Origin of the sequence: Bradyrhizobium sp. KBS0727, from assembly GCF_005937885.2 — a bacterium.
In the GTDB taxonomy this organism is placed as follows: Bacteria; Pseudomonadota; Alphaproteobacteria; order Rhizobiales; family Xanthobacteraceae; genus Bradyrhizobium.
Genome location: NZ_CP042176.1, coordinates 2562125 through 2583059, shown reverse-complemented (window position 1 = coordinate 2583059; position 20935 = coordinate 2562125). Strand labels below are relative to the sequence as shown.

Genomic DNA, 20935 nt, shown 5'->3' with positions numbered 1-20935 from the left:
CATGTCGCTGATCCAGGAAACCGATTTCGGAACCCCGCGCTCCAAGTCCGAGGCGATGGTGACGCTCACCATCGACGGCCAGAGCATCACCGTGCCGGAGGGCACCTCGATCATGCGCGCGGCGATGGAAGCCGGCACGCAAATCCCGAAACTCTGCGCCACCGACATGGTTGATGCGTTCGGCTCCTGCCGGCTGTGCCTGATCGAGATCGAGGGCCGCGCTGGCACGCCGGCCTCTTGCACCACGCCGGCCATGAGCGGCCTCGTAGTCCACACCCAGACCGAACGGCTGAAGAAGCTGCGCAAGGGCGTGATGGAGTTGTACATCTCCGACCATCCGCTGGATTGCCTGACTTGCGCAGCCAATGGCGACTGCGAGTTGCAGGACATGGCCGGCGCCGTCGGCCTGCGCGACGTGCGTTACGGCTACGAGGGCGAGAACCATGTGTTCGCCAAGACCTTCAATAACAAGGCCGATGGCTGCAGCAACGACAACTGGATGCCGAAGGACGAATCCAATCCCTACTTCACCTATGATCCCTCGAAATGCATTGTCTGCTCGCGCTGCGTCCGCGCCTGCGAGGAAGTGCAAGGCACCTTCGCGCTGACCATTTCCGGCCGCGGCTTCGACAGCCGCGTCTCGCCCGGCATGAGCGAGAGTTTTCTCGGTTCCGAATGCGTGTCCTGCGGCGCCTGCGTGCAGGCCTGCCCGACCGCGACCCTGACCGAAAAATCCGTGATCGAGATCGGTCAGCCCGAACATTCGGCGGTGACGACCTGTGCCTATTGCGGCGTCGGCTGCACCTTCAAGGCGGAGATGCGCGGCGAGGAAGTCGTGCGCATGGTGCCGTACAAGGACGGCAAGGCCAACCGCGGCCACTCCTGCGTCAAAGGCCGCTTCGCGTGGGGCTACACCACCCACAAGGAGCGCATTCTCAAGCCGATGATCCGCGAAGACATCGCCGATCCCTGGCGCGAAGTCCCGTGGGACGAAGCGTTCAACTTCGCCGCCGCCAAGTTCAAAGGCATTCAGGCCAAGTACGGCCGCGACGCCGTCGGCGGCATCACCTCGTCCCGCTGCACCAATGAAGAAACCTATCTGGTGCAAAAGCTGATCCGCGGCGGCTTCGGCAACAACAACGTCGACACCTGCGCCCGCGTCTGCCATTCGCCGACCGGCTACGGCCTGTCGACCACGTTCGGCACCTCTGCCGGCACGCAGGATTTCGACTCGGTCGAGCATACCGACGTCGTGATGATCATCGGCGCCAATCCGGCGTCCGCCCATCCGGTGTTCGCCTCGCGGTTGAAGAAGCGGCTGCGCCAAGGTGCCAAGCTGATCGTGCTTGATCCCCGCCGCACCGAGATGGTGGAGTCGCCGCACGTCAGGGCGCTGCACCTGCCGCTGATGCCCGGCACCAACGTTGCCGTGCTAACGGCGCTGGCCCATGTCATCGTCACCGAAGGTTTGGTGGATGAAGCCTTCGTGCGCGAGCGCTGCGACTGGAGCGAGTTCGAGGAATGGGCGGCCTTCGTCGCCCAGGAGAACAACAGCCCCGAAGCTACCGCGATCATGACCGGCGTCGATCCGAAGGACATGCGCGAAGCCGCACGGCTGTTCGCGACCGGCGGCAACGGCGCGATCTATTACGGGCTCGGCGTCACCGAGCACAGCCAGGGCTCCACCACCGTGATCGCCATCGCCAACCTCGCGATGGCGACCGGCAATATCGGCCGTCCCGGCGTCGGCGTGAACCCGCTGCGCGGCCAGAACAACGTCCAGGGCTCCTGCGATATGGGCTCGTTCCCACACGAACTGCCCGGCTATCGCCATATCTCGGGCGATGCGGTGCGCGACCAGTTCGAGGCGATGTGGAACGTGAAACTCAACCCGGAGCCGGGCCTGCGCATTCCCAACATGTTCGACGCCGCGATCGAAGGCACCTTCATGGGGCTCTATGTGCAGGGCGAGGATATCCTGCAGTCCGATCCCAACACCAAGCATGTGGTGGCGGCGCTGTCGTCAATGGAATGCGTCATCGTCCACGACCTCTTCCTCAACGAAACCGCGAACTACGCCCACGTCTTCCTGCCGGGTTCGACCTTCCTGGAAAAGGACGGCACCTTCACCAATGCCGAACGCCGCATCCAGCGCGTCCGCAAGGTGATGACCCCGCGCAACGGCCTCGCCGACTGGGAAGTCACTATCGGCCTTGCCAAGGCGATGGGCTACGACATGTCCTACGATCACCCGTCGCAGATCATGGACGAAATCGCGGCGCTGACGCCGACCTTTGCCGGCGTGTCCTACGGGCGGCTGGATGAACTCGGCTCGGTGCAATGGCCCTGCAACGAGAAGGCCCCGGAAGGCACGCCCATCATGCATATCGGAGGCTTCGTCCGCGGCAAGGGCAAGTTCGTCATCACCGAATATATCCCGACCGACGAGCGCACCGGGCCACGGTACCCGCTGCTGCTGACGACGGGGCGCATCCTCAGCCAGTACAATGTCGGCGCGCAGACCCGCCGCACCGAGAACGTTGTCTGGCATGCCGAGGACCGGCTCGAAATCCATCCCCACGATGCCGAGCAGCGCGGCGTGCGCGACGGCGACTGGGTGCGGCTCAAGAGCCGTGCCGGCGAGACTACACTGCGTGCGGAGATCACCGACCGGGTCGCGCCGGGCGTGGTCTACACCACGTTCCACCACCCGGACACGCAGGCCAATGTCATCACCACGGAGTATTCCGACTGGGCGACCAACTGTCCGGAATACAAGGTGACCGCGGTGGAGATCTCACCCTCCAACGGACCGTCCGATTGGCAGAAGGCCTATGACGAGCAGGCCCGCCACTCCCGCCGGATCGCACCGGCGGAAGCCGCGGAGTAACGGATGCCCGGCCCGGTTCACATCGCTGAACGGCAGATCTGGCGCGACGGCGGTTTTAGCGAAGGCGCCCGCCTGATCCCGGAGGAGACGGCGCTGGCGCTGACCTGTAACGGCGGCACCTACGCCGTGATGATGGGCACACCGCAGAACCTGCGGGATTTTGCGATCGGCTTCAGCCTCAGCGAAGGCATCGTGCAGTCCCCGGACGAGATCGACTCTCTCGATATCGTCGAACTCGATGACGGCATCGAACTGCGGATGTGGCTGGCGCCGCCGCGGGCCGAACGCATCAGCGAGCGACGGCGGCATATCGCCGGCCCCACCGGTTGCGGCATCTGCGGCATCGATTCCATAGCCGAAGCGGTTCGGCCTGCGGCGGTGGTTACCGGAGGCCGCTCATTTTCGCCCCGCGAGATCATGACCGCGATGGCCGGCATCGCGCCGTTGCAGGCGATCAACATCGAAACCCGCGCGGTGCATGCCGCCGCGTTCTGGACACCGGCGCGCGGCATCGTCGCGCTGCGCGAGGACGTCGGCCGCCACAACGCGCTCGACAAGCTCGCCGGCGCGCTGGCGCAGGACAAGGTTGTGACCAGCGAAGGCATGGTGCTGCTGACCAGCCGGGTCTCGGTGGAGATGGTGCAGAAGACCGCCGCGATCGGCGCACCGCTGCTGGTCGCGGTGTCGGCGCCGACGGCGCTGGCGGTCCGGATGGCGGAAGCCGCCGGGATCACGCTCGCCGCCATCGCGCGCGCAGATGGCTTTGAAATCTTCACGCACCCGGAGCGGATCACGGGGAACGAGGAAAACGCGCCCAAGCTCAAAACCGGCGCTACCGGAGCAGTTCATGTCGTCGCCTGACCGATTGATCTACATGGCCAACCAGATCGGACAATTCTTCCGGAGCCAGGGCCACGGCAAGGCGGTGCCGGGTATCGCCGAACACATCAGGAAATTCTGGGACCCACGGATGCGCAAGCAGATCTTTGCGCATCTCGACAGCGGCGGCGCCGGGCTCGATCCCAACGTGCGGGATGCGCTGGAGACGCTGAAGCAGGCGTAGGGACCCACCCCCGTCATTGCGAGCGAAGCGAAGCAATCCATCGCGCCACAACACGCAAGAATGGATTGCTTCGTCGCATGCGCTCCTCGCAATGACGTCGAGAGGTTTCGGCCCGCGGTTACGATGGTGGGTTACGCCTGCGGCTAACCCACCCTACTCGCTACACGCTCAACCAACAATTTCCAAAAACACCCGCCGCACCTCGGCCTGGGTTTCCCGCACCCGCGCTTCCAGCGTCGAGAAATCCGGGGTGTCGCCGGCGCGCGCCATCACGCGCTGCAGGTTTTCACCCGCGGTTTCCGGGTTGAATTTTTCGGTGACGCACAGCCGCAGGATCTGCGTCAGGTCGTGATAGAGCCGCGTCGCCGAGCGGAGGATCTCGGCCTCCGATTGCGGCAGCACGCCGAGGCGCGCGGCGTTGTCGAGCACCTGCAGCGTCGACACGCTGAGGATTTCGGGTTTCGTCGCGGCATGAACGAGCTGCAGGTACTGCGCGATGAAATCGATATCGACGAGACCGCCGGCGGCCAGTTTCAAATCCCAGACGTCGTCCTCGCCCTTCTCCAGCGCGATCGCCCGGCGCATGTCGGCGACGTCGCCGGCCGTGCTCGCGGCATCGCGCGGCCGGGTCAGCACACCGCGAATGATGCTCTCGATCTTCCTGCGAAAGGCCGGCGACGACGAGATCACCCGCGCCCGCGTCAGCGCCATGTGCTCCCAGGTCCAGGCCTCGCGCTCCTGATAGTCGGCAAAGGAATCGATCCGTGAGGCCACCGGCCCGGCGCGGCCCGACGGCCGCAGCCGCATGTCGACGTCATAGAGCGCGCCGTAATTGGTGCGCGTCGTGAAGGCCGAGATCAGCCGCTGGGTAAACCGGGCAAAATACTGCGCGCCATGCAGCGATCGTTCGCCGTCGGAATCGGGATTCTCCTCGTCGAAATCATAGAGCAGGATCAAATCGAGATCGGAGGACGCCGTCATCTCGCGGCTGCCGAGCCGGCCCATCGCGAGGATCGCGGTCTCCTGCCCCTTGATCCGGCCATGTTGGGCCGCGAAGCGGTCGGTAACCAGGCCATGCACGGTGTGGACGATGCCCTCGGCGACGTCGGCAAAGGCGACGCTGGCCTGCTGGGCGGACACGGTGCCGGACAGGATGCGGGTGCCGATCAGGAACAGGCTCTCCTGCCCGAACAGCCGCAGGCGATCGAGAAAGTCTTCGTAGGAATCCGCGTCCTTCAGGGTCGCGGCCAGCCGCGCCGACAATTCCTTCTGGTCCGGCATCGCGCCGAAGAACCGCGGGTCGATCAGCCCGTCCATGATCTGCGGCTGGCGCGCCAGCATGTCGCCGAGCCGGGGCGCGGTCCCCAAAATCAGCGCCACCAGCGCCACCAGATCCTTGTTCTGGCTCAACAGCGAGATCAGCCGTCCGCCGCGTTGCAGGGCGCCGAGGAAACGATCGAATGAGGTCACGGCATCGTCGGGATCCTCGGCATCGGCAAGGCCATCGATCAGGTCCGGCAAGAACTCGATGAACGCGCTCTTGGTGGCCTCGTTGCGCAACACGCGATAATCGCCCGCCATCCATTGCTGGACGGTTTTGGCCACCATGATCGGCTTCTTGAAGCCGATCGTGGCCAGATGCGCGAGCAGCCGCGGATCGTCGGGACCACCGCTGTAATCGACCTCCGGCAGTTTTGCCGAGCCGGTCGGATCACCCTCGAACAGCTTGCTGTAATGCCCCTGCACGATGTTGAGATGGACGAGCAAATCCCTGGCAAAGGCGGCGCGGCTCTCATAGCCGAAGAAGTGCGCGAAGCGTTCCACCGCCTCGGCATCGTCGGGCAGCGCATGGGTCTGCTCGTCCGCGATCATTTGCAGGCGATGTTCGACCCGGCGCAGGAAGTCGTAGGCCGCCGTCAATTCGTCGCATGCCTGGAAGGTGATCCAGTTGCTGTTCGCCAGCACGTTCAATGCCAGCAGCGTCGGCCGCACCCGCAATTCCGCGTGCCGGCCGCCGGCGATCAGTTGCTGGGTCTGCGCGAAAAACTCGATCTCGCGGATGCCGCCACGGCCGACCTTGACGTTATGGCCCTCGACCGCGATCTCGCTCTGGCCGCGATAGGTCTGCATCTGCCGCTTCATGTCGTGAACATCGGCGAGCGCCGCAAAATCCAGATGCTTGCGCCAGACGAACGGGGCCAGTTCCGACATCAGCGTCTCGCCGGCTCTGGAATCGCCGGCACAGGGCCGCGCCTTGATCATTGCGGCGCGTTCCCAGGTGCGCCCTTCCCGCTCGTAATAATGCAACGCCGCCTCGGTCGACATTGCCACTTGTGTCGAAGCCGGATCGGGCCGCAGGCGCAGATCGACCCGGAACACATAGCCGTCGCCCGAGCGTTGCTGCAGCAGCCGTGCCATCGCCTGAGTCACGCGCACGAAGAACGGCGCCGGTTCGATATCCGGAACCAGCGACGTCGCGGCGGGATCGAAAAACACGATCAGGTCGATATCGCTGGAATAGTTCAGCTCGCCCGCGCCCATCTTGCCCATCGCGAGCACGATCAGGCCACTGCCTTCCTCGGGCCGATCGAGGTTTGCTGCCGTCATCCGGCCGCGCCCGACCTCCTGGCGCAGCAGGAAGCGCAGTGCCGTCTGCACGGAGTTCACCGCCAGATCGGTCAGCGCCGCCGTCACCCGCATCACCGGCCAGACCCCGCCGATGTCGCACAGCGCGATCATGAGGGCTGCTTCCGCCTTCATCCGGCGAAGTAGATGCATGACGTCGGTCTCGCCGCTGGCTGCCAGCATCTCGCGCGAGGTGTTCTCGATCAGGGACGTGAGGTGCGACTCCGGGTCGCATGCCAGCACGCGGATCAGGCGCGCGGCGTCAGCGCGGATCAGGTCGAACAGATAGGGGGAGAATTCCGCGATCCCGAGCAGGATGCGCTTCGCATGCGGATGGTCCAGCCACGCATCGATCGCGGCCGACTGCGCCGGCTCGAGTTCGGCGAGCCAGTCTCCCAGGCGTTGTTCGGCATTGCTGGCGGCAGCGACATGCGGCCCGCACACGAATCGCGCGGCTAACCGATGTCCTTCCGCGTTGCCCGGCGCGGATGAATTCATGCCACCTTCTGTGGCACATCCTGCGTTTGAGCCGCAAGCCTGTCGCTTGAGGCAGATAATGCCGGAATGACCAGCGTCGCGATCAAGCCGGGATGCGAATCGCCGAGCCTGAGTTCACCGCCATGCAGCGTCGCCACCGCCGACGCCAGGCTGAGGCCGAGGCCGGAGCCAGGCTGCGTCCGGCTGGCTTCCAGCCGCACAAATCGTTCCACCGCGTGCTTGCGATCGCCTTCCGGAATTCCAGGTCCATGATCGCTGACGCTGAGCAGAACGGAATCGCCCTCGCGCCGCGCCTCGATCAGGATCTCCCGGCTGCGTGCCGCGGCCGCAGCGTCCAGCGGCTGCACCACCGGCGACGGCTTGCCGTACTTGATCGCGTTCTCGACCAGGTTGGCCAGCGCCTGCCCGATCAGCTCGCGGTTGCCGTGCAGCCGCACAGGCGCGGTCTTGACCCGCAAGGACATGCCGTCGTCCTCGGCCAGCGGCTCGTAGAGTTCCTGGATACCGTTGGCGACGTCGGCGGCGTCGAAATCGTCCATGTTGCCACGGGCCTGTCCGGACTCGGCCCGCGCGATCATCAACAGCGCGTTGAAGGTGCGGATCAGGCCGTCGGATTCCTCGATGGTCCGTTCCAGCGCCGCGCGATACTCGGCCTCGCTGCCCGAGCTCGCCAGGGCTTCCTCGGCGCGGTTGCGCAGGCGCGTCAGCGGCGTCTTCAGATCGTGGGCGATGTTGTCGGAGACCTCCTTCAGGCCCACCATCAGGGCCTCGATCCGCTCCAGCATGGCGTTGAGGTTTTCCGCCAGCCGATCGAGTTCGTCGCCGCTGCGCCCGACCGGCAGCCGGTCGGAGAGATCGCCGGCCATGATGCGCTGGGCGGTACCGGTCATGGCGTCGATCCGCTGCAGCACCCGCCGCGCCACGAAGATGCCGCCGCCGATGCCGAGCACGATGACGACCAGCAGCGACCATTGCGCGGCATGGGCGACGATCCCGAACAGCCGCCGTCGCTCTTCGAGATCGCGCCCGACCAGAAGGCGGAATCCGTTGTCGAGCTGGGTGACGTAGACCAGTGCGCGGTGGTCGCCATTGTCTTGATCGTCGAGCCGGCGGTAGGCGGTCTCCGACCAGCCCGATGAGCCCATCACGCCCGGGGCCAGCGACGCAACGTTGCCGCCGAGCGCGGTCCCGGTCGGCGTGGTGACGAGATAGAGATTGGCGCCGGGCCGCAGCGCGCGGTTGCGGATGGTGGAGTCAAGGCCGCGCAGACCGCGGCGCGTGTAGATGTTGTTGATCTCGGCGATTTCGCCGTTCACCGTGGTAGTGATCTGCTCGGTGATCAGCCTTCGCGTGTTCCAGGCAAAATAGCCGAGCAGCGACGCGGCAAACAGCGCGAACAGAAACAGATAGGCCAGCGTCAGCCGGAACGCCGTGGTGCGGATCAGCTTACCGAATGCCGTCACGGATCATGTATCCGGCGCCGCGAATCGTGTGCAGCAAGGGCCGTTCAAAGCCCTTGTCGATCTTGGAGCGCAACCGTGAGATATGGACGTCGATGACGTTGGTCTGCGGATCGAAGTGATAATCCCAGACGTTTTCCAGCAGCATGGTGCGCGTCACCACCTGCCCGGCATGCTTCATCAAATATTCGAGCAGACGGAATTCGCGGGGCTGCAGCGTCAGCTCGTCCTTGCCGCGCGCCACGCGGTGGGAAAGCCGGTCGAGTTCGAGATCGCCGACCCGATAGGTGGTCTCTTCGGCCGGACCGCCGTGACGACGCGACAGCACCTCGACGCGGGCCAGCAGTTCGGCGAATGAATAGGGTTTTGGCAGATAATCGTCGCCACCGGCGCGCAGGCCCTTGATGCGGTCGTCGACCTGGCCGAGCGCGGACAGAATCAGGACCGGCGTGTGGTTGCCCTTGTCGCGTAGGGTACCGATGACGGACAGGCCGTCGCGCTTGGGCAGCATCCGGTCCACCACCAGCACGTCGTAGTCGCCGCCGTCGGCCATCGACAAGCCCTCCTCACCGTCGCTGGCGAGATCGGCGACATGACCGACCTCACGGAACGCCTTGACCAGATAGTCGGCGGACTCGCGGTCGTCTTCGATGATCAACAGGCGCATTTCGGGGGCGGTTGCGGTCACGGGATGGACTTTCTCTCACCATGGCGCGGGCAGCCCAGCGATGCAAGGCGACCCGGAACGCTCTCGATTAAGTGAAAAAAATAAGTGAAAAAAGTGGGCGGCGGAGCTGGGGGACTCCACCGCCCTTAGGCCCTTCCGACGGAGGGGGGCGTATTCCATCGAAAGGTAACCAGTGGGAGCGAGCTTTTCGCCCGCTCCCAGGAAGGAGCCGTCGGCGGGGGCGACAATGCCGGCGAAACCTTCCATCTCGTATTTAACCCTTGGCGAGCGGCACTGCCACGAACCGCGACGAACCGCCGCTCTTCACGCGCATGAGCACGCTGTTCTTGTTGTCGGCGCGCGCGGCGTTGATCGCCTCACGGACGTCACCGGCATTGGTGACGCTCTTGCCGGCAACTTCGAGAATCACGTCGCCTTCCTTGAAGCCGCGTTCAGCGGCCGCACTCTTCGGGTCGACCTCGGTCACCACGACGCCATCCTTGCCGGCGCCGGCGACGCTGTTGGCGGGGGCCACCGTCATGCCGAGCTTCGGCACGTCGGCGCCCTTGGTCACGCTGCCACCGTCGTCCTTGCCGAGGTCGGCCTTGGCCTCGACGGTGTTCGGCAACTGGCCGAGCGTCAGGTTGATGACCTTGTCCTGGCCCTTGTGCACGACGTTGAGCTTGACGGCATTGCCGGGCGCGAGGCCGCCAATGGTGCGGGCGAGTTCGCGGGCATCCTTGACCGGCTCGCCGTTGACGCTGGTGATGACATCACCGGATTCGATGCCGGCCTTGGCCGCCGGGCCGTTGGCCTGCGGTTCCGCCACCAGCGCACCTTCCGCCTTCTTCAGGCCGAGGCTGTCGGCGATATCGGCCGTCACTGGCTGGATCTGGACGCCGATCCAGCCGCGGCTGACCGTGCCCTTGTCCTTGAGCTGGGCGATCACGCTCTTCACCGTCGATGCGGGAATCGAGAACGCGATGCCGACGCTACCGCCGGACGGCGAATAGATCGCGGTGTTGACGCCCATCACCTCGCCCGACACGTCGAACGCCGGACCACCCGAGTTGCCCTTGTTCACGGGCGCGTCGATCTGGATGAAGTCGTCATAGGGACCGTTGCCGATGTCGCGGCCCGACGCCGAGACGATGCCGGCCGTCACTGTACCGCCGAGGCCGAACGGGTTGCCGACCGCGAGCACCCAGTCGCCGATCCGCGGCTTGGTGTCGGAAAGTTTCGCGAACGGGAAGTTCGAGCCGCCCTCGACCTTGATCAGCGCGACGTCGGTGCGGGGATCGGTGCCGATCACCTTCGCAGTATAGGTCTTGCCTTCGTCGGTCGTGACCTCGACCTTGTCGGCGCCATCGACCACGTGATTGTTGGTCACGGCATAGCCGTCAGCCGAGATGAAGAAGCCGGAACCCTGGCCGGTCACGGCGCCACGGCCACCACGGCCGCCACCCGGTCCACCGCGCAGGCCCGGGGGCAAGCCATCCGGTCCACCGAAGCGGCGGAAGAAGCGCTCCATCGGCGAGCCCGGCTGGAACGGCGTGTCCTCGTCCTTGTTGGCGCTGTCGTCCTTGCTCGCGACCTTCTCGTTGATGTTGACCTTGACCGAAATCACCGACGGCTTCACGCGCTCGACGATATCGGCAAAGCCGACCGGCTGCGCGACCTTGCGCACCTCATTGTTGACCTGCGCGTGGGCTGCGGTGGTGAATACATCCACCGGACCATGTGACGGCGAGAAGCCATAAACGGCGGCGCCGAGGCCGGCGACGACGGAAGCCATCAGCGCGAACTTGCGCGCCGAGAACAGCGTGCGCCGCGGCGCCTGATAGGACGGAAGCGAGGAAAGATCGATGGGACGTTCGGTCATTGTTGGAAATCTCCAGATCCAGAAATCGACGGTGCGGGGGGCACGGGCACCTGACAGGAGTGAAGATGGGGTTTGCCGCCTTACCGCGCGCTGGCTAGGGAGTTAAACTTTTGTAATGAAGGAGGTTGCGGATGCGGCAGTTTAGCGCAGGCAATCAATGGCTTAGCGCAGGCGGAAAAGCGGCTTTCTAAGGGCAAAACGAGCCCTCTGGGCCGATCTCGCCGTCATGGCCGGGCATAGCCGTCCGAAGGACGGCGTCGCTTCCGCTCGCTATGCCTAGGCATGACGGAGCAAGAGGCTAAAACGCGCTCAGGCCTTCTTGAGGTTCAGCCGGCCCATGAAATCCCGCTTGCCCAGGGGAACGCCGTTGGTGCGCAGGATGTCGTAGGCGGTGGCGGCGTGGAAATAGAAATTGGGCAGCGAAAACGACATCAGAAAACCCTCCGCCGTGAAGGGCAATTGCCGTTCGCCGAGATGGAACATGACGTCACGGCCAGCCAGCCCATTGACCGCCTCCGGCGTCAGGGCCGACAAGGCTTTCTGGGTCTCGGCCACCAGTCCCTGCAGCCCGGCATAATCATACGGCGTCTTGAACGCCGGCGGCTTGAATACGCCCTGCTGCACGCCTTCGATGGCGCCGCGGGAATGTTGCGCGACCGAGATGATTTGAAAGCGAAACGGCAGCATGTCGGGCGCCAGCCGCGCCTCGACGATCGATTCCGGATCGACGTTCTTTTCGCGAAAATGCGCGAGACTGCGGTCGAGAACGCCGCTGACACCGCCCAGGATCTGAAGGTAGTTCGCCACGGTGGCGTCGTAGAGCGAAAAGGCCATGTTCAATTCCCCCGGTGATGCTTTTTTTGATAGCCCGATGTCATAGCGAAAATCGGTCCGCTTGTAAGCCGCCGCGAGCTAGATCGGCTTGTCCCGCGCGGAATCGGCCGCGATCAGACGATCGATCCGGGCCTCTTCCTCCTCGGTCAAATGAAGCAAGGCGGGATCTCCGGCGCCAGCGGATTTCTGGCGGCGCCGGTTGTGCAGCCAAAGCGCCAACCCGCCGCCGGCGAGCGCCAACGGCGGCAACAGCCACAGCACCAGCGTGTGCTGATTGACGCGCGGCTTCAGCAACACGAACTCGCCGTAGCGCGCCACCAGAAAATCGATCACCTGGTTGTCGCTGTCGCCGGCCGCGATCCGCTCGCGCACCAATAGCCGCAGGTCGCGCGCCAGCGGCGCATCGGAATCGTCGATCGACTGATTCTGGCACACCATGCAGCGCAGTTCGCGCGACAGGTCCCTCGCCCGCGCCTCCTTGGCCGGATCCCCCATGATCTCGTCGGGCTGCACGGCGAACGCGGCCGGGCTCGCGATCAACACCGCGGCGACAAATGCCCATGCGAGGAGTTGCTTCAAGGGTTCACTCCGCTGGCTGCAGGGCGCGCGATGCCTTCGCGGGCTTCGGGGCGCCGACGCGCAAGCGTCGGTCCGACAGCGACAGCATGCCGCCGAACGCCATCAGCACCGGTCCCCACCAGATCAGCAGCACCATCGGCTTGTGATAGATCCGCACCGCGATCGCGCCCTCGGCCGTGGTGTCGCCGAGCGAGATATACAACTGGCTGGCGCCGCGCGTCAGCAATGCTGCTTCGGTGGTCGAGGATCCCCGCGTGGTGAAACTGCGCTTCGACGGCGTCATGACGCTGAGCCTCTCACCGTCGAGATTGACGGTGAACTGCGCGATCATCTCGCGGAAATTCGGGCCCTGACGCTGCGTCAACCCATCGAGCTTCAACTCATAGCCGGCGACTTTGGCGACGTCGTCCGGTTTCATGGTGGCGATATATTCGCTGTTCCAGGTGGTTTCGCAGACGATCCCGATCAGCGCCACGCCGACGCCGGCATGCGCGAATGCCGTGCCCCAGGTCGACCGCGGCAGACCGCGCGCGCGCCGCATCGCAATCCCGAAGCCGACGCGAAACAATCCCGTGCGCTCGGCAAGATCGCACAGCGCGCCGGCAATGACCCACACCGCCAACCCGATCGCCAGCGGCGCGAACGTGCTGCCGCCATAGGTCCACGCAAACAGCACCGCCATTGCGATCAGCGCGGCGATGCCGGCGGCCATCAGCCGCTGCGCAGCACCGATGAGGTCGCCGCGTTTCCAGGCCAATAACGGTCCGAACGGCACCGCGATCATCAGCGGCACGAACAAAGGTGCAAAAGTCAGGTTGAAGAAGGGAGCGCCGACCGAAATCTTGTCGCCGGTCAGAACTTCCAGCGCCAGCGGGTACAGCGTACCGATGAAGACGGTGGCGCAGGCCGTGGTCAGGAACAGGTTGTTGAGCACCAGCGCGCCTTCACGCGAGATCGGCGCGAACAGCCCGCCCTGCTTCAGGGCCGACGCGCGCCAGGCATACAGCGAAAGGCCGCCGCCGATGAACAGGCAGAGGATCAGCAGGATGAAAACGCCGCGTGCCGGATCGGTCGCAAACGCGTGCACCGAGGTGAGCACGCCCGAACGCACCAGGAAGGTGCCGAGCAGCGACAGCGAGAACGTCAGGATCGACAGCAGGATGGTCCAGACCTTCAGCGCGTTGCGCTTTTCCATCACCACCGCCGAATGCAGCAACGCGGTGCCGGCGAGCCATGGCATCAGCGAAGCGTTCTCGACCGGATCCCAGAACCACCAGCCGCCCCAGCCGAGTTCGTAGTAGGCCCAGTACGAACCCATCGCGATCCCGAGCGTGAGAAATATCCACGCCACCAGCGTCCACGGCCGCACCCAGCGCGCCCAGGCCGCATCGATCCGGCCCTCCAGCAAGGCGGCAATCGCGAACGAAAACGAAATCGAGAACCCGACATAGCCGAGATAGAGCATCGGCGGATGCACGGCGAGGCCGATGTCCTGCAGCACCGGATTGAGGTCGCGGCCCTCGATCGGGGGATTGGCGATGCGCAGGAACGGGTTCGAAGTGACCAGAATGAACAGATAGAACGCGCTGGCGATCCATGCCTGCACCGCCAGCACATAGGCGCGCAGCGACAGCGGCAGATTGTTGCCGAAGGCGGCGACGAGGCCGCCGAACAGCGCCAGGATCGACACCCACAGCAGCATCGAGCCTTCGTGATTGCCCCAGACGCCGGTGATCTTGTAAATCAACGGCTTCAACGAATGCGAATTCTCGAACACGTTGGCGACGGAGAAATCCGACGTGACGTGAAGCCATACCAGCGCCGCGAACGAGGCCGCCGCGAACAGCAATTGCGCAAGCGCGGTGGAACGCGCGACGTTCATCAGGGCGGCATCGCCCCAGCGCGCGCCGGCAATCGGCACGGTGGACTGGATCAACGCCAGCGCCAAGGCCAGCACCAGCGCGTAATGTCCGGCTTCGGCGATCACCGCGAGGCTCCCTGGGTCGGCGCAGCGGCAGCAGCGCCCGGCTTGGCGCCGTAATCGTCCTTCCAGTGCCCCTGCTTCTTCAGGGCGTCGGCGACGTCCTTGGGCATGTAGGTCTCGTCATGTTTTGCCAATACGGTATCGGCCCTGAAGACGCCCGATGCGTCGAGCGCACCTTCGGCGACGACGCCCTGCCCCTCGCGAAACAAATCCGGCAGGATACCCTTGTAGGAAACCGGCAGCGTGGCGTCGCCGTCGGCGACGGCAAACGAGATCGCGAGATTGTCGCCGCGCACCAGCGATCCCGGCTGCACCAGTCCGCCGAGGCGGAAACGCTTGCCGGGCGGAATATGTTTCTCGGCTGCCATCGTCGGCGTGGAAAAGAACACGATGGAATCGCGCATCGCGTTCAGCACCAGCGCCGCCGCAACCGCGAGCACCGCGAGCGAACCGCCGATCATGGTCAAACGCCGCTGCTTGCGCGTCATCGATATCCTCTGTCCTGATCCTCGGTTCTGATTGAATCAGAACCGAGCTCTATATCTTGACGCGTTTTCTTCACGCGAACCGGTGTCCACTTCGCTCGAAAACGCTTTGGGTGCACGATGTCAGCCATCAAGCCCCATGTTCTTCAGGCCTTCATTGAGCTGGCGCAAGCGTTCGGCGTCGTTGGCAACCGCCTGACGGGCATCGGCGAGCGCGCTCACCGCCTTGTCCCGTTCGCCCATCACCATATAGGCACGCACCAGCCGCAACCATCCCTCGACGTCGTCGCCGTTCTGCTTCAGCCGGGTGGCGAGCCGATCGACCATGCCGCGGATCATGGTGCTGCGGTCGGCCTCGTTCATGTCCTTGGCCGCGGTCATCGTGTCGTTCGACAGCGCAGGCATATTGGGGCCGCCGACCCGCACCAAAGCGGCCTGGACCAGCGGCCGCCACGGCGCCTCGGTCGGCGCCTTTTCGAGCATCGCACGCCAGATCGCGGCGGCCTCGGCCTGGCGGCCATCCTGCTCGGCGGCCAGCCCCAGGAAATAGTTCGCCTTGGGCTCATCGGCCTTTTGCGCGACCGCACGCTCGAATTCGGCCTTGGCCTCGCTCGTAACGACGCCGCCCGCCGAGCCCATCAGGGCCTCGCCGAGGTCGGAGCGGCGCTCGGCGCTGTCGCCATTGTAGGTGATCGAATTGCGATAGGCCCGGATCGCCTCGTCGTAGCGGCCGAGCCTTGCCAGCACCGGCGCCAGCACGTTCCAGCCACGGCCGTCGGTCGGATTCTTCTCCAGATGCGCTTCCACCTGCGCCACCATATTGTCGAGCGGCTGGTTGGCGTCCGCCACGCGGGTACGCTGGCTAAGTGGGAAATCGCCGAGCTGCGGTGATCCGAACGCCAGGTAGAACGTCACCGCCGCGATCGGCAGCGCGACCAGCGCCAGAATGGCCGAGGCGCGGCGCAAACGGAGGTTCGACCGCGCCGGAGCCGCGCGCCCGCTGTCCACGGCGGCGAGCAGTCGGCGGCCGATTTCGACCCGCGCGGCCTCGGCCTCGGGGGCGCCGATCAGCCCTGCGGCGACATCGCGATCGATTTCGGCGAGCTGGTCGGTATAGACCGCGGCCTCGGTGCCGCCACCGGCATCCGACGCACCGCGGCCCAACGGCCAGAGCACGGCAAAGATCGCCGCGACCGTCATCAGCGCGAACACAAACCACAGTGTCATCAAGCGGTTCCCGGGCGGAACGGCACTTTCCTGGCAAGCGCCGATGCGCCGCTTTACACCACTGGCGGCAAGCCCGGCAATTGACAATTACAGGAGCGAGACCGGGGCGGAAAACCCGGATATCCCGCGCAAAAGCGCGGCTGATGGCCCTAGCTGGCGCGCGGCGGCTTGCGCTCGACGACCACGGCATTTTCCGCCGCCCGGCTCATCAGCGACGCGTAATCGTGACCGAACAGCACTTCGCAGAAGCGGATCGCGGCCTTGACCTGCATCTGCCGGTAGCTGCGCGCCTTGGTGTCGCCGCCCCGCAGCGACTGCACCAGGCTTTCGGTGGATCGCTCGACGTAGTGCTGCAGGTCGGAATAGGTCCTCAGCGTCACCTCGTTGATCGCGAGTTCGCTGGCATAGGTGCGGCACACCGCGACGAAATCGATCAGGGCGGCGGTTTCCTCGACCTCCGCGGCATCGACCTTGGGGGCGGAGCCGATATCCTTGTCGGCGCGCTGACGCAGGATACGGCGGACCCGGCCCGGGACGCTGTCGATTTCCGACTGCAGCGAGTTGGAGATGTCGGCGCGGATCGACGCGAGTTGGCGACCCCACGCCGAATCCTGGCGCAGATCGAGTTCGGTTCGTAGCCCACGCGCGCTGTCATGCAGCGATTTCAGTTGCTCGCCGACATTGTCGAGCTGGCCGCGCCGGATGTCGGTGCGTAGGCAGGCCGCGAGGAACGACAGATCGTGCAACGCGATCGAGACCGCGATGCCGTAGGGCGTGGCGGCAACGCGAATTTCATCGTCGGACGCCGCCATCTTGACCGCCAGGCGGATGATCTGCCACGGCGCCACCAGCCGCTGCATGATCAGCGACAGCGCGAACGGCAGCAGTTGCGACGTCTGCAAGGAAGGCACGTTGAGCGCCGAGGTCACCGACGCGATCTGGGGATCGCCAAAGGATCTGAGCTGGCTGGGTAGCCGGCCACCAAGCGCATCCAGCGCTTCGCGTGCCCGCAACACGGCCCCGATCGACAGCAAATCCTCGACGACATTGGGCGACCCGATGCGCGATAACGCGCGCTGCGTATCGTGGCCCGGCGCCGGGGTTGCGATCTTTGCGATCGCCTCGGCTGCGGCGGCCTGAAATTTGCGGGTCGCGGCTTCGAGGCCGGCGTTCGAGCCGCTGCGCCTGATCTCGGCAAGCGACGCTTCGAACGCGCGTGCGGCATCGGTCGCGCCGTCGCGCCCGAGCCATTGCCAGACCGGCATCAGCGATGCCCGGCGGATCTGCCCCGGCCGTGTCGGAAAATTGCTTTCGACCAGGAACGGTTCGAGCGGCTCAAACAACAGCCGCGCCGGATCGTCACTGCGCGGCCGGGCTTCTTCGTCCTGTTCGGCCCCGCGCACGACCTTGCGCAGTTGCTCCAGCACGAAGTTGGCGACGGCGACATCCTCCCCCCGCTCGATGGCGCGCTCGAACTCCCGCATCAGCAGCGCCTGCGCCTGCGGCGGGAGCTGGGCGAGATAGTCCTTCAGCCGCTCGGTCGATGTCTGGCTCATGCGCCTGGCGAATATGCGTGTGTCATCCTGGAGCGCAAAATGCGTCCAACGATGATCTTAAAAGTGCGCGCGTTAAGAAGTCGTTTAGGAATAATGAAATCGGCGACAGCCTGGCTGGTTCCCGCCTCCTCAACCCTATTCGCCCGGATAGGCGTTAGATCCCGGGCAGCACCAGTTCAGCCCGCAAGCCGCCGGTCGGCGCGTCGCCGAGGGCAAGGCTGCCGCCATAGAGCCCGGCGAGATCGACCACGATCGACAACCCAAGCCCGGAACCCGGCTTGGATTCGTCCAGCCGCTGGCCCCGCCGGGACACCTGTGCGCGTTCGGCGGCCGACAGGCCGCGGCCGTCGTCGTCGACAATGATTCGCAGCCGTGGCCCCGCGCCGGGTGCCGAGGGCTGTTCGACCAGGACCTCGATGAAGACCTGTGACGCGGCCCATTTGCAGGCGTTGTCGACGAGATTGCCGGCCATTTCCTCGAGATCCTGGCGCTCGCCGCGAAACCGGGCTTGCGGATCGGCCTTGACCTCGATCGTGATGCCGCGGTCGCGATGGATCTTCTCCATGGTCCTGCGCAGCGCCTCGATCGCGGGCGCGACCTCGGTGACGGTGCCGACGATGGTGACCCGCGCGGCGATGCGCGCCCGCTCCAGATGGTGTGCCACCTGGTCGCGCATCACGTCGGCCTGCTCCAGCACCTTGTTGGCGAAGGGATCGATCGGGTGCGCGGCGGCCTCGTTGACGATCACCGACAGCGGCGTCTTGATGGCGTGGGCGAGATTGCCGACATGGGTACGCGCGCGCTCGACGATCTCGCGATTGGCATCGATCAGCGCATTGGTCTCGCGCGCCAGCGGCGCGATTTCGACCGGAAACTCGCCCTCCAGCCGTTCGGCGCGGCCGGACCTGATATCGGCGATCGATTCCGAGATGCGCTTGAGCGGCGCGAGGCCAAACCGCACCTGGAAAATCGTGGTCAGAAGCAGCACGATCCCGAGGGCGGCAAAGGTGCCGCCGAGGTAGTAGTCGAAGCTGCGGGTCTCGTCGAAGATTTCGGTGGCGTCGCCAGCCACGCTGACCAGGAATTTGCCGTCGGCGCCGAGATCGACCGGACGCTCCACCATTCTCAGACTCTGGCCTTCGGGACCGTCGACATAGCCGAGACGGATGCCGGCAGCCGTCAGTTCCGCCCCGTGGTCCTCGAGCTTCGGCAGCTTCTTGTCCCACAGCGAGCGCGATGCCCGCGTTTCGCTTTTCTCGGTGTCGGTGCGGACGATCTGCCAGTACCAGCCGGACAACGGCAGTTCGAACAGCGGTTCGCCGAGCGACTGGAACTGACGGTCGGGCGGCTCGTCCGGGGTCGCGACCTCGGCGATCAGGGTGCGCAGATAGAGATTGAGACGGCGGTCGAAGGCCCGCTCGGCCGCGTTGCGGTACACCGACGACAGCACGATGCCGGTGATGAGCAGGATCACGACCACCCAGGCGGTCGCCGACAGAAACAGACGTGTGGCGAGCGAGCTGCCGCGCATCAGAGCATGATCCCGAAAAGCATGTCCATGGGCCGAGAGCCTGCGGATGGACACCGGTTTTCGGATAAGATCATGCTCACATAAAAGAGCAAATCAGGCGCCGGGCGACGGCGGCGTCAGCAGGTAGCCGAGCCCGCGCACGGTCTGGATGATGTCGACATCGAGCTTCTTGCGGATGCGGCCGACGAACACCTCAATGGTGTTGGAATCGCGGTCGAAGTCCTGGTCGTAGAGATGCTCGACCAGCTCGGTGCGCGACACCACGCGCCCGGTGTGGTGCATCAGATAAGCCAGCAACCGGTATTCGTGCGACGTCATCTTGACCGGATTGCCCGACACGCTGACCCGGCCGGTGCGTGTATCCAGCGAAACCGGCCCGCAGGTCAGTTCGGACTGGGCATGGCCGGTGGAGCGGCGCAGCAGCGCGCGAATCCGCGCCAGGATTTCCTCGAGGTGGAACGGCTTGGCGACATAGTCGTCCGCGCCGGCGTCAAAGCCCTGCACCTTGTCGCTCCAGCGGTCGCGCGCGGTCAGGATCAAAACCGGCATCGCGCGCCCGTTGCGGCGCCATGCCTCCAGCACCGAGATGCCGTCCATCTTGGGCAGGCCGATGTCGAGCACGACGGCGTCGTAGGGCTCGCTGTCGCCGAGGAAGTGCCCCTCCTCGCCGTCGAACGCGCGATCGACCACATAGCCGGCATCGGTCAACGCCGTCGTCAACTGACGGTTCAGATCCGGATCATCCTCAACAACAAGCAGGCGCAAGCTGGCCTCCAAAGGTGAGCTTCACAATATCAGGTCCCAAGATGAGGCTCACCGGCGTGAACGGGCTATGAACAGCGCAGACGGGACAATGTTATTTTTTCGTCATACGGCTCAACGCCTAACATGCCTCATCGTAGGCCCCAAGAGGCCACCGGGCGAGGCCACCGCGGCGGTCAAGGCCCGGCCGGTGGTCCCCGGACCACGATCAAATCGACCGGACCGCCGGGCCTGTCGTCGTCGAAAACCCCGACGGTCAGCCGACCCGTGCGCCAGGCCAGCGTGTCGAGATTGGTGCGGCCTTCGAGCAGCAGCGGGCCGTCCGGATCATTGTCGTGGCCGTGAACGACGTGGCGGGCGCCGAACCCGCCGCTGTATCCCTTCGGATAGCGCTTCCACAACAGCGTGGCTTCGTTCTGCTGCGCCAGCGGCAGCTCGGGATCGACACCGGCATGGACGTAGACGCGATAGGCATCGACGTGCATCAGCCTCAGTTGGTCAAGCCATGCGATGTGGGCTTCCGGCACCGCCGACGGGTCGCCGCCATAGGATTTGAGCGCCGTGTCACCGCCTTTATCCATCCAGAAAGCGAACTTCGCGGGATCGCGCAAGCCTTGCACCATCATGGCATCGTGATTGCCCTTCAGCGCCACCAGGTTCCAGCCGGCAATACCGGGGCGCAGCCGCTCGACGACCTCTCTGCTCTGCGGCCCCTTGTCGACGTAGTCACCGATCGCGACGATGACGCCGCCTTCGCCGCCGTTATGGGCTGAGATGTCCGCGAGCGCGCGGCGCAGCAGATCGTCACGGCCGTGAATGTCGGGAATGACATAGGTGAAGCTCATGCGGCGGATGCTGTTCCGGCTGCGGTGACGCGAAGGTCCTATTCCAA

Annotated in this window: 16 protein-coding genes; 3 read left to right on the top strand and 13 right to left on the bottom strand. The window is 65.2% G+C overall.

Annotated elements, in window-relative coordinates; genetic code table 11:
• Position 1 precedes the first annotated feature (1 nt).
• From fdhF to FFI89_RS11670, 3 genes are read left to right on the top strand one after another with little or no spacing between them, the layout of a single operon-like run.
• A complete protein-coding gene (fdhF, locus tag FFI89_RS11680; protein WP_138836637.1) occupies positions 2–2890 on the top strand; it encodes a formate dehydrogenase subunit alpha in 2889 nt (962 codons plus the stop codon).
• Between the two features lie 3 nt (positions 2891–2893).
• Positions 2894–3751 carry a formate dehydrogenase accessory sulfurtransferase FdhD gene (fdhD, locus tag FFI89_RS11675; protein ID WP_138836635.1) on the top strand — a complete coding sequence of 286 codons (858 nt, stop codon included), beginning with the start codon at positions 2894–2896 and terminating at the stop codon, positions 3749–3751.
• Complete coding sequence (locus FFI89_RS11670; protein WP_138836633.1) at positions 3738–3953, top strand: formate dehydrogenase subunit delta; 216 nt, start codon at positions 3738–3740, stop codon at positions 3951–3953. The genes fdhD and FFI89_RS11670 overlap by 14 nt, the downstream gene beginning before the upstream one ends.
• A 168-nt stretch (positions 3954–4121) precedes the next feature.
• Here the strand turns inward: FFI89_RS11670 and FFI89_RS11665 are convergent, their stop codons facing one another.
• The 13 genes from FFI89_RS11665 to FFI89_RS11605 form a co-directional block, all read right to left on the bottom strand.
• Positions 4122–7076 (bottom strand): bifunctional [glutamine synthetase] adenylyltransferase/[glutamine synthetase]-adenylyl-L-tyrosine phosphorylase, encoded by a 2955-nt coding sequence (locus FFI89_RS11665; RefSeq protein WP_138836631.1) that lies wholly within the window; start codon positions 7074–7076, stop codon positions 4122–4124.
• Positions 7073–8539 carry an ATP-binding protein gene (locus FFI89_RS11660; protein WP_138836629.1) on the bottom strand — a complete coding sequence of 489 codons (1467 nt, stop codon included), beginning with the start codon at positions 8537–8539 and terminating at the stop codon, positions 7073–7075. Before FFI89_RS11660 ends, FFI89_RS11665 begins: the two co-directional genes overlap by 4 nt.
• Entirely contained in the window at positions 8523–9203 is a 681-nt protein-coding gene (locus tag FFI89_RS11655; RefSeq protein ID WP_138839166.1) for a response regulator transcription factor, read from the bottom strand. The genes FFI89_RS11660 and FFI89_RS11655 overlap by 17 nt, the downstream gene beginning before the upstream one ends.
• A 274-nt stretch (positions 9204–9477) precedes the next feature.
• A complete protein-coding gene (locus tag FFI89_RS11650; RefSeq protein ID WP_138836627.1) occupies positions 9478–11085 on the bottom strand; it encodes a Do family serine endopeptidase in 1608 nt (535 codons plus the stop codon).
• 309 nt (positions 11086–11394) lie between these two features.
• Positions 11395–11919 (bottom strand): DUF1993 family protein, encoded by a 525-nt coding sequence (locus tag FFI89_RS11645; RefSeq protein ID WP_138836624.1) that lies wholly within the window; start codon positions 11917–11919, stop codon positions 11395–11397.
• A gap of 78 nt (positions 11920–11997) precedes the next feature.
• Positions 11998–12498: a cytochrome c-type biogenesis protein gene (locus FFI89_RS11640; protein ID WP_138836622.1), complete on the bottom strand. Its 501-nt coding sequence runs from the start codon at positions 12496–12498 to the stop codon at positions 11998–12000.
• Between the two features lie 4 nt (positions 12499–12502).
• On the bottom strand, positions 12503–14485 hold the full coding sequence (locus FFI89_RS11635) for a heme lyase CcmF/NrfE family subunit (protein ID WP_138836620.1): 1983 nt from the start codon (positions 14483–14485) through the stop codon (positions 12503–12505).
• Entirely contained in the window at positions 14482–14970 is a 489-nt protein-coding gene (gene ccmE, locus FFI89_RS11630) for a cytochrome c maturation protein CcmE (protein WP_138836618.1), read from the bottom strand. The genes FFI89_RS11635 and ccmE overlap by 4 nt, the downstream gene beginning before the upstream one ends.
• A gap of 120 nt (positions 14971–15090) precedes the next feature.
• Complete coding sequence (gene ccmI / locus FFI89_RS11625) at positions 15091–16194, bottom strand: c-type cytochrome biogenesis protein CcmI (protein WP_138836616.1); 1104 nt, start codon at positions 16192–16194, stop codon at positions 15091–15093.
• A 149-nt stretch (positions 16195–16343) separates the two neighbouring features.
• Positions 16344–17750, bottom strand: a complete 1407-nt coding sequence (locus FFI89_RS11620; RefSeq protein ID WP_138836614.1) for a hypothetical protein — start codon at positions 17748–17750, stop codon at positions 16344–16346.
• Between the two features lie 154 nt (positions 17751–17904).
• Entirely contained in the window at positions 17905–19281 is a 1377-nt protein-coding gene (locus FFI89_RS11615; RefSeq protein WP_138836612.1) for a sensor histidine kinase, read from the bottom strand.
• Positions 19282–19374: 93 nt separating this feature from the next.
• Entirely contained in the window at positions 19375–20046 is a 672-nt protein-coding gene (locus FFI89_RS11610; protein ID WP_138836610.1) for a response regulator transcription factor, read from the bottom strand.
• 173 nt (positions 20047–20219) lie between these two features.
• Entirely contained in the window at positions 20220–20888 is a 669-nt protein-coding gene (locus FFI89_RS11605; protein WP_138836609.1) for a metallophosphoesterase, read from the bottom strand.
• Positions 20889–20935 lie beyond the last annotated feature (47 nt).